This is a genomic window from Paraburkholderia sp. JHI2823 (assembly GCF_038900695.1).
Taxonomy (GTDB): domain Bacteria; phylum Pseudomonadota; class Gammaproteobacteria; order Burkholderiales; family Burkholderiaceae; genus Paraburkholderia; species Paraburkholderia mimosarum.
In genome coordinates, this window is record NZ_JAYMRY010000076.1 from 1 (window position 1) to 13,160 (window position 13,160).

13 protein-coding genes and 2 pseudogenes are annotated in these 13,160 nt (G+C 60.2%); 5 read left to right on the top strand and 10 right to left on the bottom strand.

The features are described 5' to 3' along the window. Positions 1-178 precede the first annotated feature (178 nt). The 4 genes and pseudogenes from VSR34_RS36435 to VSR34_RS36450 all read right to left on the bottom strand — a co-directional run bounded on the left by VSR34_RS36435 (position 179) and on the right by VSR34_RS36450 (position 2,738). Positions 179-598, bottom strand: a complete 420-nt coding sequence (locus VSR34_RS36435) for a DDE-type integrase/transposase/recombinase (protein WP_342964993.1) — start codon at positions 596-598, stop codon at positions 179-181. Positions 599-603: 5 nt separating this feature from the next. Next, a pseudogene (locus VSR34_RS36440) lies at positions 604-912 on the bottom strand (IS6 family transposase); the annotation flags it as partial. Positions 913-931: 19 nt separating this feature from the next. Next, a pseudogene (locus tag VSR34_RS36445) lies at positions 932-2,410 on the bottom strand (DNA polymerase Y family protein). Further along, the gene (locus VSR34_RS36450; protein WP_342964994.1) at positions 2,331-2,738 is read right to left on the bottom strand and encodes a hypothetical protein; all 408 of its coding nucleotides are present in this window, start codon (positions 2,736-2,738) and stop codon (positions 2,331-2,333) included. The pseudogene VSR34_RS36445 and the gene VSR34_RS36450 overlap by 80 nt, the downstream one beginning before the upstream one ends. 468 nt (positions 2,739-3,206) lie before the next feature. Between VSR34_RS36450 and VSR34_RS36455 the strand changes: the two genes are divergently transcribed. After that, on the top strand, positions 3,207-3,662 hold the full coding sequence (locus tag VSR34_RS36455; RefSeq protein WP_342964995.1) for an antitoxin Xre/MbcA/ParS toxin-binding domain-containing protein: 456 nt from the start codon (positions 3,207-3,209) through the stop codon (positions 3,660-3,662). Further along, the gene (locus VSR34_RS36460) at positions 3,659-4,129 is read left to right on the top strand and encodes an RES family NAD+ phosphorylase (RefSeq protein WP_342965003.1); all 471 of its coding nucleotides are present in this window, start codon (positions 3,659-3,661) and stop codon (positions 4,127-4,129) included. Before VSR34_RS36455 ends, VSR34_RS36460 begins: the two co-directional genes overlap by 4 nt. Before the next feature lie 603 nt (positions 4,130-4,732). Here VSR34_RS36460 and VSR34_RS36465 read toward each other — a convergent pair. Continuing rightward, entirely contained in the window at positions 4,733-5,161 is a 429-nt protein-coding gene (locus VSR34_RS36465; RefSeq protein ID WP_342965004.1) for an H-NS family nucleoid-associated regulatory protein, read from the bottom strand. A 511-nt stretch (positions 5,162-5,672) separates the two neighbouring features. On the opposite strand from VSR34_RS36465, the gene VSR34_RS36470 reads away from it, so the two are divergent. Further along, a complete protein-coding gene (locus tag VSR34_RS36470; protein WP_342964996.1) occupies positions 5,673-6,320 on the top strand; it encodes an H-NS histone family protein in 648 nt (215 codons plus the stop codon). Between the two features lie 276 nt (positions 6,321-6,596). Beyond that, on the top strand, positions 6,597-6,836 hold the full coding sequence (locus tag VSR34_RS36475; RefSeq protein WP_342964997.1) for a hypothetical protein: 240 nt from the start codon (positions 6,597-6,599) through the stop codon (positions 6,834-6,836). Between the two features lie 65 nt (positions 6,837-6,901). On the opposite strand, the gene VSR34_RS36480 is transcribed toward VSR34_RS36475, so the two are convergent. Both VSR34_RS36480 and VSR34_RS36485 read right to left on the bottom strand, forming a co-directional pair. Further along, entirely contained in the window at positions 6,902-7,093 is a 192-nt protein-coding gene (locus VSR34_RS36480) for a hypothetical protein (RefSeq protein ID WP_028215456.1), read from the bottom strand. Positions 7,094-7,442: 349 nt separating this feature from the next. Further along, positions 7,443-8,147, bottom strand: coding sequence for a hypothetical protein (locus VSR34_RS36485; RefSeq protein WP_342964998.1), 705 nt, complete (start codon positions 8,145-8,147; stop codon positions 7,443-7,445). Positions 8,148-8,603: 456 nt separating this feature from the next. On the opposite strand from VSR34_RS36485, the gene VSR34_RS36490 reads away from it, so the two are divergent. Beyond that, on the top strand, positions 8,604-8,942 hold the full coding sequence (locus tag VSR34_RS36490) for a hypothetical protein (RefSeq protein WP_342964999.1): 339 nt from the start codon (positions 8,604-8,606) through the stop codon (positions 8,940-8,942). A gap of 249 nt (positions 8,943-9,191) precedes the next feature. Here the strand turns inward: VSR34_RS36490 and VSR34_RS36495 are convergent, their stop codons facing one another. The 3 genes from VSR34_RS36495 to VSR34_RS36505 all read right to left on the bottom strand — a co-directional run bounded on the left by VSR34_RS36495 (position 9,192) and on the right by VSR34_RS36505 (position 12,969). Beyond that, positions 9,192-10,565 (bottom strand): hypothetical protein, encoded by a 1,374-nt coding sequence (locus tag VSR34_RS36495; protein WP_342965000.1) that lies wholly within the window; start codon positions 10,563-10,565, stop codon positions 9,192-9,194. A gap of 472 nt (positions 10,566-11,037) precedes the next feature. Beyond that, positions 11,038-11,595: a hypothetical protein gene (locus VSR34_RS36500; protein ID WP_342965001.1), complete on the bottom strand. Its 558-nt coding sequence runs from the start codon at positions 11,593-11,595 to the stop codon at positions 11,038-11,040. Between the two features lie 420 nt (positions 11,596-12,015). After that, complete coding sequence (locus tag VSR34_RS36505; RefSeq protein WP_342965002.1) at positions 12,016-12,969, bottom strand: IS5 family transposase; 954 nt, start codon at positions 12,967-12,969, stop codon at positions 12,016-12,018. Between the last annotated feature and the right edge of the window lie 191 nt (positions 12,970-13,160).

The window sequence follows — 13,160 nt, forward strand, 5'->3', positions numbered from 1 at the left end:
CTGCAGGCAGCCGTGACACGATAGCGAAACGAATTTCGCAGGATTTCAATGGCGATTGAAATAACCATCGTCATTGAAATCCTGCGATGGATAGATTTGCACCTTGACTTCGGCCGGCTAATGGGTGGGTGTCGCGATAGCGATGGTAGATCGAATGAGTGAATGTACATAGGATTGCTTACATAGCCAGCAAGTAGAACTGCTCGGCAACCGTTCGGGCGACGCGATCGTCTTGCATTTGTCCCTTGCGGATCATATGCATCACTTCGATGCCAGACAGAATGATGCGGGCACAGCGAAAGTCCTTGAATCCCATCATCGGTTTGATGATGCGTTTGATCGCTCGGTGGTCCTGCTCGATGATGTTGTTCAGATACTTGTTCTGGCGGATCTTGATCGGCGTGTCGCGCCCGGCGTTGAGAGCCTCGAGCGCAGCCAGATTCGCACCGCTCTTGTCCACGGTAATCGTCTCGGGCTCGCCGTTCTGGTCAGTCGCCTTCTCAAAGTAGCGGCGCGCAGCGGCCTTGTCTCGATGGGCACGCAGCAGGAATCGACTGTGTTGCCCTGCTTGTCGACAGCGCGGTACAAATACTTCCATTGGCCTTTGACCTTGACGTACGTCTCGTCCATCCTCCAGCTCTTGCCCGCCGGGCGCTTGTGGCGGCGAAACGCCTTCTCAAACAGCGGTACGAGCTTGATAACCCAGCGGTGCACGCTCGAATGGTCGACCTCGATGCCTCGCTCTGCCATCATCTCCTCGAGATTTCGCAGGCTCAACGAGTAAGCCACATACCAGCGTACGCACAGCAGGATCACGTCCAACGGATAGTGCAGTCGCTTGAGGACTTTGCCGATGCCCGGAGGCAACGTCGCGCGTGGTGTCTTCTTCGTCTGGCCCATGCTGTTCGTCATTCAGGATCGAACGCAAATTTTAACCCGGCACCTTGGCGCGACAGAACCAACCAGCGTCGTTCGCGCTCAGCAGGCGACTGCCGACGCGCTCGCGAAATACCCAGTAGTGCAGATTGTTTTCGGCTTCGGCGACGAGATAGTCGCGCGTCACGATATGGCCGTCCTGCCAGCCACACTCAATCCGCTCTCCGGGTCACCATCCGTAGGGGTGTGCCGTAGAACGGACGGTGGCCACGCATGACAAGCTGGATGGGCACCTCAAGGAGCCATGTCGGGCGTGGTAGGTCACGCGGCAGGTCCGTGCGCGAGGGGAATCACTACCTACCGCTACCCATCGAGCAGCCACTTCGGGGCGGAAATCGGCTACTGGCGCCGCTCTCATTACATTCTCAGAGCCAAGTCTCGCGGTGAGCAGTTCCATGAGGCGCGCGTGGTCCTGAGGCGATCCGCCTGGTTCCGGAAACAGCGAGTCACCTGGTGCCTCAGCTTCCCGTACATCTTTCGCTTCGAGCCTCAATGCAATGACCGGCGCCGCGAGTTCGATCCGCGAGAGTCGCTCCTTCAGCAGCCGGACGAGGTGTTCTTCGTGCCACGTCGGCTCGCCCAGCGCGACTTCCACGCCCGTTGGGGGAATCGTATCATGGCCGCGCTCGTGCTCGAGCGAGACAACGAAACGCGCGACGGCAAGCTGGCGGGCGGCAAGCCAGCCCGTCATCTGAAGCGTGAGCCGGCGCGCTGCGAAGAGCGCCGCTTCAACGTGCTCGATGCGGTCCGGCAACTCGACGCGCGCATCGAACGCGGGCGGCATCGTGAGCCATTCGTGGACTTCTGGGGCTTCACCTTTCGCGCGGTCAAGTGCATCGAGCAACGCGGTGCCGCAGCGCTTTTTCAGTCCGGCGCGCGGCAGGCGCGTCACGTCATCGATCGTCTTGCATCCAAGACCATCGAACCATTCGGCGAAACGTCTCGCGGGCGGCAGCACGCCCAGAGGGATGCGCTTTAGTACACGCGAAAGGGACCGCTGTGTGAGCGCGACGCCACCACCGGCGCGCGCAATGAGCCAGGTTGCCTCGGCGGTCAGTGCGATCGACGCCGTGCACGTCACGCCGAAGTCTGCAACCGTGCGGCGCACGCGCCGGCGAAGCGCGCGCAGGCCACCGAAAAGCCGCAGGCTGGCAGTCACATCGGCCAGAACGACGTTCTCGTCGGCGATCACGACGTTCGGCGTGAACTGGAGCAGGGCGAACGCGACGCCTCTTACCGTCTGTTCTTCACGCGTGAGTTCACGCTCCCTGAGGTTCGCGTTCGGTGCGAGCGTGAGCACGCCGCCGCGGCGCATGCCATCGACAACCCCCTGCGCCCGCGCGGCTGCGTCGGCATCGAGCACGCGGCCTTTTTCCAGAACAACGAAACCGTTGTCAGACACCGGCATGTACCAGGTTGGGCAGAAACTCTCGATGGGCAGGCGTGGCAGATGAACGCCGATCCAGTGGTGCATGACGATTCAGGAGAACAGGCGACGGAGAGAGCGCAACGAATACGGGCTTGTCGCGATGCGGTCCGCGGCGTTTGATGAATGAGACGTTCACGCCGTCGGGTGCCGCGTCGATCGAGATACGCAACGGAGCGGGGGATGTCGAGTTCGCCGCCGCGGTTGGACGAAAGAGGAACAGCAATGTGTCTGCGTGCTGCGCGGCGAGGTGCAGTCGACGCAGCGCTTCCGGGCGTAACTGCCGCTGCCAGAAGAGCAGCGCGCCTGCGGTTCCGGCACGAAGGATCTGTTCTGCTGCCCACAGGCTGTCCGCAGTCGTGGCCGCTTTGAGCACGCGGATGTTTTCTGCTCCTACGCCCCACCAGGTGAACGCTGCCGGCTGCAGTGTAAGCGGTCAATAAAAGACGCCCTTCCAGCGAGGCGCAGAAGGTCAGAAGCTAGGTGTCCACGTGGACCGCCGCGTCCCGGCAGTTCCGCATCGAGCGCTTCATGGCCGCTCGGCACCGTGTGGCCATGCGCGGAAGCAAGTTGTGACGCTCTCCACAGATCGGGATGGATTGCCTCGACGGCCAGTAGTGGCAGCGCCATGGTGCCCCCATAAAGTACTGTGTAAATATACAGCTATCGTAGCCGCTCTATCCTGGAAAGTCACGCCGGAGGCGCCGGTCGGCTGTGCGGGGCTGCGGGGAGCGGATTTGCCGTAAGTGGCGGTCGCGCGCGATCGGTGCAGCGCAGAGCACAACAGGCAAGCTCGATCTGTGGCAAAATGCCTGTATTGATTGGGCATTTTGCTGGAGGGTCCATGGCTACCGTTGGATATCGTCCCACTGGGCGGGTCAACCCGCGGCATACCGAGTTTTCGCTGCTGGGAAACCTGCTCCAGGCGCACATCCGATCCGGGAATGACCTTGCTGCGCTCGCGACCGAGCGCGTCGGCGTGGAGGTGCTCGACCGCCTGGGCGAGCACGGCCTCAAGGCCGAAGAGCTGCTCTTTATCATTCCGCGTCGAACCCTCTCACATCGTCGCCAGAATGGTGAACGGCTCTCGACTGACGAGTCGGACAAGGCCATCCGCCTTGCAAGGATCGTTGCACAGGCAGAGACGGTCTTTGGAAATGCGGAAAAAGCCATGAACTGGCTTCGCGGCAGCAAAGAGCGATTCGCGGGGAAAACGCCGCTCGAAATGGCAGCAACTGAACACGGGGCGCGGCTTGTCGAGGACGCACTGGTGCAGATCGACGAGGGATACTTCGCCTGATGGAATTCTGGAGGATCAGTAATTACGCGGACCTTCGCGGCATCGGCGGGTTGAGGGCGTCTGGCCGGTGGCATTACCGGGGGCAACCCGTCGTCTATCTGGCGGAAAATCCCGCACTTGCGCTGCTTGAGACCATGGTGCACCACGAGTTCGGGTCGCCGCAGGCGTTGCCTGATAACTATCAACTGCTTCGCGTGGAAATTGCGGAGGGCGCCGCGATTGCGGAACTCACGTCGAGTGTCATCCCGGATGACTGGCGCGAGAATGCGGACTGGACGCAGGCCGCCGGTAGCGAATGGTTGGCTGGCGGGCAGGAGCTGCTCCTCAAGGTTCCAAGTGCCATTCTTCCTCATTCGTACAACTATCTGTTCAATCCCGCCAATCCCGAAGCTGGCTCGGCGATGGTCGCGGCGGTACTGAAAGTGCCATACGATCCAAGGATTCGGGCCATCCTCGGTGATACGTAAGCTCGCCGCCTTACTGGAGCCCATTCGCGCAGTGGGCTCGATGATGTTCCTCTCGGGGCTAGGCCGCCTGTCTGCCCGAAGCGTGGGTGGTTGTGTGTCGCGCTCTGGCCGGGGACCCATTCCGAACAAAGAGGTCAATCGCTGCTGGCTCTTCAAACGGCGCGCCGGTGGCTACCCCGGCTACCGCTTTTCTCTCGTGCAAGGCATCCATGCACGCCGTGCCTGACATGTAAAGCGATCCTGAATATTGTGCCGGGATCGACTGGAAAAGAAGAGGCCGATCCGGATTTGCGTAATCTTCCATGGCCCTGCCTGCGACAGACACGTGCGAATTCACGCGCCTCAGCACGGGCGGCTTCGTCATGACCGCGTGAGTCATTGTGCCTGTCGATGATTCACGACTACGTTGTGTGCGTCAAAGTGGATCAGCCTGGACGTTCACGAGATTTCATCCCGCCAAATGAGGAATGCAAATACCGTTACTGGGGGAAAGGCCGCGTGCCGCGCTATCCACACGCGCGGCCGACAACTTTCAGAAGCGCGAATCCTGGGGCAAGGAAGGTGGTTCCTGACGCTGGATTCTGGCGAGGTCTGGCTCGGCGCTCAGGCGCCAACGCCCTCTGTTTTGATTCTGGCCAGTCTGGTGCCGGCAAACGGGTCATTGCGCCAGTCAGCGCCGGTGTGTTTGCCGGGTTCCTGGGTCGACGCCGAATCAATTGCAAAATGCTCAAGAGACTGCCCGGCGCTGATCGCCTGAACCACCCATTGTGGCGGGGCGCCTTTGCCGTCCCATGAATTGCCAGAGGCGTCCCGGAAACGCATTGCCCGCAGCCGCTCCTGATCTGCCGCAATTGACGTGGCGATGTCCTCCGGTTTGATTTCAAATTCGGCCATGCGCCGCCGTAGATAGGCCACGATGCTTTCGCGCTTTCTTTCATCCATTCGGTGTACTCTCCGCGCAACAATCTGTCGTTGGGCAGGTAATTGCAAATCGCATGCCGCCAGGATACCACGCGACCCAACGCTGCCCATGCTGCGGGAGCGAAGTGCGTGGGGCTTTTTTAAACGTTTTGCTGCGAACGCACACGGCAGGTGTCGCGACTGGCGACCAGTGTGAACGCAGTATAAATCAACCCGCAAGCGATGCCAGGTTTGCTTGCGCACCTTACGTCATCTTTTGTAGCACGAACGGTTCATGGTGCGGAACGAAGAAGAGCATCGTTCACGCGATCGTCGATGCGTGGATACATGTCTGGACGATAAAGAATTGAGTGTTTTGCTGCAAGGGAGCATTCGAACGAAAAAAGCAGCGGTCGCAGTTCGCGCTGACAACTCAGGCGTAGGTCCATTTCTAATCTCCGTTGACCTTCCAAACGTTGCGCACAGCGCATTCAATTTGCACGAGCGTACTGATAAAGTCATAATCGCCACCGCGACGATCGCGTCAATACTGACGGACAGACCGAACTTCGAAGTGCCTGGGAAGCCCGCCAGGGAAGTTCCACGATCGCATGAACGGTAAACCCCACAGCGAGGAATAGGCATGGTTACCCTGGACGCAATCAATTCGAAAATTGCCAAACTCCAGAAGCAGGCAGCAACGATTGCCGAAAAGCGGTCGTCGGTGGGCCTGACGAAAATCCGTGACCTGATGCAAAAGCACGGACTGACTGTCGCCGATATCGAAGGCTTTGTTGCAAAGCGACGCGGCCGCAAACCTGGGACGACGCTGGCAAAGGCAGCAGCAAAAGCGCCGGGTGCGGTCGTGCATCACGTTGCGCCGAAATACGCGGATCCGAAAACGGGTGCAGCATGGTCGGGCCGTGGTCTCGCGCCGCTCTGGATTCGCGACGTCAAGGATCGTTCGAAATTCCTGATTGAAGCTGGGGCAACGGCGAAGACTGCCGGCGCAAAGGCAGCGCCTGCCAAGAAGGCAACTGCGAAAAAGGTAGCTGCGAAAAAGGCCACTGCGAAAAAGGCAGGCGCAAAGCGCGTCGTGGCCAGGAAGGCGGCGAAGACGGCAGTCGCTACGAAAAAGGCTGGCCGGGCAGCAGCGGCGCCGGCAAAGGGTGTGCGTGGGCGCAAGGCCCCAGCACCCACGAAAAAGGCTTCGGCGCCGCGCAAGGTTGCAGCTAAAAAGGCAGCGGCCGCAGTTGAGGCTGCTGCGACGCCTGAAGTCGCAGCAGCGTAACCGGTAACAGGCGATCCAGTCGTAGCTGGTGGAGTGACATGCTGGCCACGCCGCATTCGCGCCCCGCTACGACTGATCACTCAGGTCTCTTCGCGCGTCTCCTTAATGAGAGCGGCGCGCCATGTTTGTGCGTGAGGAAGTGCGGACACAGCGCCGCGCGCCGTCAACCCAATGGCTTATCGTTTCGCGCTCATATCTCTCGCGTTGCCCGTTGACTGTCCACCCGAGTCGATTCCTCCGGCGGTTGGTCGGCTGATCGCGGCCGCATGGAATGGCATGAGCCGCGCGCAGCTCGTGGACCGTGCCCGTCGGCTCGACATGCGTGCATCGCTGCGCGTGCAGCCCGGTATCGGACCGGATGGGCTGACGCAGTTCCGGCTCACGCTCAGTTTTGCGAACGGAGGCTTCGAGCTGATCGCCCATGTACGCCGTGTCATTCGCCGCCGCACGGGCGCGCGACGCCAGAAACCGTCATTGCCTCCAGCGCGCGATATCAGGCAACAGAGCCTCTTCTGAGTGTTGCCGAGGCCTGGGCAACGACGCCTGTCGACACCCAGGCGTTGCCGCTGAAACGAAGCCCGTTAGAGAATCCTGAGATTGCGAATCTTTCCGATTGCCGGTGAGCGTTCGACGATCAGGTTCGCGATGAATTCAGGCAGCAGGGCGCGCGGCACGTTCGCGGGGATATCGGTCACGAGCTGCGAAGGCACCTGAACGATGAATTCCTCCGGCGCAGTGGCGAGACTATGTTCGTACGCAACGCGGATTTCCATGCTGTTATCTTTCGGAGATGTGGTTGCCGGGAGTGTATGCAATGTGCGCAGGGCCATGCAGGATTGTGGACTCAGTGTAGCGCGCGATACACCTGTCGTTGCTCTGTTGTGAGCGCTTGCGCGCTTTTGCCGAAAATCGCAGGCTGCACCGCCCGCGACTCCATTTCCTTGTGACGCACGCCCGGCGGTTTGGTCTCCGTCTATGGGGACCGGTTACCATCAGATGCCGGAATATCCGTATGATGTTTGTGCGAGCGGCTCTCACGTCCGCACGACCTTGTTCACCGGCGGCCTTTCATGCACACGAGCAGACTGATGCGCGAATGCGCGACGGGGCGCGTTGACGACGTTATCGTGCAACCTGGAGATGACTGTCGTTGGTGCGGGTGTCGCGCGCGACCCTACCCACCAGTTTTCCGAGGTGATCACTCGCCCTGAGTACGATCTCCATTCGGGTCACGCTAAGTGCGCGGTCGTATTCATTTACCACGGCGGTGAGACCGTCAGTCAACGATTCAGGCACATTCCAGACGCCGGTGCGGTCTGCCTGATTAAGCACCTCTCCGAGACCATGCTCAACGCGTTCGATCTCCGCGATATCGAGCTGCCCATGTCCCGCCCGGGTTATGAAGCTCGTGATGATGATGATCTGCGAGAGGAGATTAACCAGCGAGCGGTCCACTTCTCCATTGCGCAAACGCTCGAGCGCGATTCGTGCACGCAGCGCAAGATCCGAGGACTCCTTGCGGGGCATGGGAAGAAAGAGCGATTTTGCATGCGCACTGGCAGACGGACGACGCGGGGAACGGTAGTTCTTGTTTGACATGGTCGACAGCGGGCGAATGGATTTCGGGTTCGCATATTGGGATGCTTCACCGCAGGGCAAGAGCACCCGCCAAAATTTGTCCCTGTCTCGCGGTTCGTCGCGGTTTCTGTGTGATCGCCTTTCGATGCCTGGTTGCAGCCCTCTTGCGAAACCGCCTATAAACGCGACTAACTGTCCTCGCCCCACCAGTCGGGCAAGCGCCTGACGGCGGCCTCCGCCTTCCTGCATTGGGGGCACTCCCCAGGAACCGCTGGAAAGTCGGAGCAGGCAGAGGGGTATTGCTGCCCGGGTCAGGACGAAAACAACTGTGCCTTCCTCGCGCTGATTGCGCAAACGGAGCCGGAGTCTGTCGGCCAACTGACATTCAGGATGGGAGGCGCAAACCGGATCGGTCGAGGACCTTGAAGACACGCGGGAAAGACGGGCTGATTCACCTTGAAACGAGCTTCGGCCCGTCAAATGGCGTCGCGGGCCGTATCGCCCGCGATGTCCTTTCGGGAATGCTACGCGGGAGCGATTGCGCAGTTCGGCGGGCATCGGAGCAACGGAATCGGTGAGTGGCGACCGGTGCGCGGTGAGCAGGCGCTAGAATAGCCGTCCTGGTAGCCGTAGCCGCCTGTGACGCATCATCCGCCTGACCAGCGGAAACAGGGCGCGTGATGCCGCAGGTGCGCGGCGCAAGGATTGTGGGAGCAAAAGCAAATGACGGACGAACCAAGAGCGAAGATTGGTACTGTCGCGGGCAAGCTCGTGCAGGAAGCGATGACGACCGGACTGACGTGGGAGGAGATCGTCGCCGCGTTTGGCCTGGCCGCGAAAGCGACCGCGCAGGCTGCCGCGAGTGCGGGCGATGCGCCGGCAGATGAATGCGTTGCACGCGCGCGCAGCTACTTCGAAGATGCCTTCGCGCAGGACGTCCACGTTGTCATTGCGGATGGCGATGCGCCAAAGGGCGACGCCGAAGCCGATGAGAATCCGCTTCTGGCAACTGCCCGCCGTCGTCACATGTCCAGACTCCATTAAACGGCAGGCGAACTCCGCGCCGCGGATAGTCCTGGCACACGCTGCTCAGTATGCCCAGGAAAGCCCGGGAGAAAAATCCAGTCTCCGTCGTCCCCGGCAACATCAGGTGATTGATCTCTCCGGTCAGCCCGGCGATGCAGGTCGGTGGCAAGTCGACCTGACACAGCGCAATTTTTTGCGTAGCGGGACCCGGTCACCTCGATGCGCTTTGTGCGGCATGGAGCGGGGCGCCTGGCACGCTATACCGGCTCATAGCAGGATCGCCTGCTGCAGCAGTTCCAGCGCTTTCAGTTCGTCCAGGCGACCCATGCGTGCCTTGCCTGCCAGCGTCTTGATCAAGGCTTCCGCTATCGGCTCAATACCGTGAAGATTGTCCAGACTCGTCACGGAAGCGAATGGGAGCGCTGCCGGGTTTCGCTGCGGTACTGCGGACGCGGCGAACGACTCTGGGGTTGCCCGGGTAGCTGCCGGCGCCGCGTCACCACTGTCTTCAGGCCGGTGACCGTTAACGTCGTCGGGAAAACCATTTACATGATCTTGCGCGCTGGTAACGATCGCCTCTTTCTCTCCTGCGACATCCGCCGAAACTGTTGAGCTTTCTGGATCGCTCGCCCGCGCGCGCCGTGCACGCGCCTTCGTACCTGCGGCCTTCAATGGCATGTCGTCGTTTGTTGCGGGCGCAAGCGATTCGTGCTGTTGGGCGGATACGCGTCTGCGAGCCGCAGGCGCAAGCATGCGCGACACCGACGCCGGAATATCGGCTTCAGAGCGCGGGGTGTCCAGCCAGCCAGCGGGCAAGCCAAGCCGTTCGGTGAACCGGTTGGCTTCGACAGCATCCATGCGCTTCTTGCCATGCAGCCGGTGGGCCATGTTGGACCCACTCAGTTCCATGACCACGCCCAGTCTTGCTTTCGAGCCGTTGCGACTCGTGAGAACGTGGAGGTTGGCGCGCCGGATGTTTTCTACGTCGGCCCCATCGTTGAGTGCCAGCGACTGCTGCCGGCCCGCTTCAGGAGACGTCCGGGATTTCGAACGCGAAGCTGTTCGCGGCGTACGAGCTTCGGCCTGCCCGGCCGTTTCGCCTGGACTGGTCTTGACGGCCCTGGGCGTACCACCGGTTGCTTTCCTTGGCATTTGCGCTTCCTCGGACAGACTGTCTTCAAGAGAGGGTTGCGGGTCGACGGTCAGGACAGAAGCCGGCTTGAGTGCTTCGGACTCTCCGTCTGGTTCGTCGTCGGGTTGAATGAAATCGAGTGGTGACTTCAGCCGGGCGATGGTCTCGGCTGCGAGTCCAGGATTGGGCTGGTCAAAAAATCCTTGTGGCAGCCCAAGCGTGGTTTCCATGTGAAAGGCGGTCTCGGGTGTGAACCTTTCGCCCTTCAGCAGTTCGGCCACTCGCGTCATGCTGGATTCAAGCGCGATGGCAATATTCTCTGCGCCTACCGTCTCGACGAGAAACTGAAACGATCGCGTCTTGAAAATGGAGGCGGTCTGTGCGGAGTCCTGTGCGGGCGGCTTCATATACGGCTGCCTCTGCCGGTTGGGCTGAGACTTCTTTTCGTGGCGACCCTGGCGTTGACCGCTGTCCCGGGATCCCGCATATCGCTCGCGGGCTTGACTCATAAAGTAGGGCTCCATGCGATCGTTGGTATCCTGAAGGTGTTTATTATAGACGCGGCGATGTTTGCATTTGATGCGTCATCAGCACCATGGAGCGAAAATACGTCTGGATGAGGTTGGCAGACTCGTTGAAGCGTTGGTGCTGTGTAGACCGGAGTGATCAGAGTTGCGAATAAATCCATGAAAGAGGTTCGAGTCATCTTCATGGCTTGCGCGATGCGTCAACGCGATTGGCGAGCTGAAGCTGTGATGAACTCGGGGCGGTGGTCAGCGGACCAGATCGCAAGCCGAAATCCTCTCAGGACACGTGGGGTGCGGTAGAACTCCTGAACTTGTTTATGGTGCAAGTCCGAAGCCATCCCGGTATTCCAGCGCCCTGGTGAGCCAGGCGAGAATTTGCCCCGCTTTGACTTAAACTGCGGATGCGGGGGGTCAACTTGCTCAATGAACGGCTCAACTGAACGGACGGCGACAATCATGTCGGGCGGCGTGTTGCCTTACGGGAAGATGTTACTCCAGCCTTCATCGCATCGGCGTCGCCCAGTATCCGGGTCACCAGCTCTCGTGCACGGTTCGATCTCCATGCTTTCAGGCGGCGCTGGGCACTGGAATACATCGCGGGTGCCAGCGCGACGAGGCGCTCGTGCAGTTTCCTTGCTGTAGTGCCGGGCTCGGATTCGAGCCATTGCTGGATCGTTGGCCACGTGTGCTCGAACGGATCTTGCCGGCTGCGCCACGTGTGGGGCACGCCGTCCTTTCTCTGGTGGGTTGGTATCACCTCGCCGTCCGGCCACGCTGTTCCGAGGCTGAACAGGAATTCCGCCAGGGCAATTCGGTCAGGTGTCTCTGTCTCGGCCGGTGGGCTGCCGCATTCACTGCAGGTCGCAACGTGCTGCCGTGCTTCACGCATCCGGGACAACAGATCCAGCGGGTGGGGCGCGCGGAATCGAGTTCGCAGTTTGCGCTTGGTTGCCTTGGCCGCCAGACCTTTGCAGCCTTCCATAGCCGACCAGGCGGCGAACGATAGCGCCATTCTACTGCTCGACCCATGCCTGGTCGTTCTTCTTGTTGCACGCGACCGCGTCAGTTCTATACCCGTCGCTTTGCAGAAGTCGAACACCGTCTCGTTCATGAAGGCGGGTACCGAATGTGATTTGGCTCCGTGAGTGACGAACAGATTTGTTTCGTGACGACGCTTACGAAAGGTGGCCGACATTTCCTACGCGCTCCCCGAATCCGAGCCATCGTTTCAATACTCCGGCGGCCGAGATCGGCGTCGGTGCAAATCGAAGGCCTCTTGTTAGGGAAGGTCTGCACAAGATGTTTTCAGAGCGCCGATCTTTTTTCACGTTGGGCGTATCGGCCGCAGAGTCTGCGAACAGGTTGGTCGTCCGGCTTTTGAAGCATGATGACCTTCGTTTGCCGAGACCCACGGCCTGATGCGCCGGGCGTTTTACGCTTTGCTTAAAGCCTTGCGCGCCATCCAGAGGTTGCCCAGCGCAAACAGTGTCGTGATCTGTGCGGTGTTCTTCACCAATCCTCGGTAGCGGGTCTTCGTATAACCAAACTGCTGCTTGAGCACGCGAAACGGATGTTCAACCTTGGCGCGCACGCCAGCCTTCAGGCGCTCAATCTGGTTGTATATCGCGTCCAGACGATTGGTCAGGTCCAGTTGTCGACGCTTGCCCGGTCGCATCGCGACATGCCAGCGTACCGGGTTCGCCTGAGATCGCTTTTCAATACCTTGATATCCGGCGTCAGCGTACACGTCCCTTTCCTGGCCGTGCAACAACGCTTCGGCCGCATTGATGTCGTGCACGTTGGCCGCCGTACCAATGACGGTGTGGACCAGACCCGACGCTGCGTCCACGCCGATGTGCGCTTTCATCCCGAAGTACCATTGATTCCCTTTCTTCGTCTGATGCATCTCCGGATCTCGTTTGCCAGAGCCGTTCTTTGTCGAAGTGGGTGCGCTAATCAAGGTCGCATCGACCGCTGAGCCTGCCTTCAACATCAAGCCTTTTTCACTCAGGATCTCATTGACCACCGTGAGCATCTGCGCGGCCAGGCCGTGCGTTTCGAGAAGGTGGCGGAACCGCAGAATCGTGCTTTCGTCCGGCAAACGCGTCATACCTTCGTCCAGCCCCGCGAACTCACGGTACAGCGGCACGTCATAAAGCACCTCTTCCATCGCCGGGTCCGAAAGCCCAAACCACTGCTGCATGAAGTGAATCTGCAGCATCGTCGCAACCGGAAACGGCGGCCTTCCAGTCTTACCTTTCGGATAGTGCGGTTCGATCAGCGCAATCAACCTCGACCATGGCACAACGCGCCTCATCTCATCGAGAAATTCCCGCTTGCGCGTGCGTTTCGTTGAAAGATCCAGGCCAAGACCGAGCTGTGTCATCGAGGAACTCCTTTAGTTCGCGTTCTTCCAGGATAGGACAACCAGACTTCAACGCCAGGACTTTTGCAGATGGTATGGACGCCTCCCCCCGGAAACGGGCCGTCGTGGAAGTGACGACCCGGGCGCGGGAGACTTGGCACGCGTCGGTCTGCGTGTGCCAAAGTAAGGGTGCCCGTAAACCGTGCATCAAG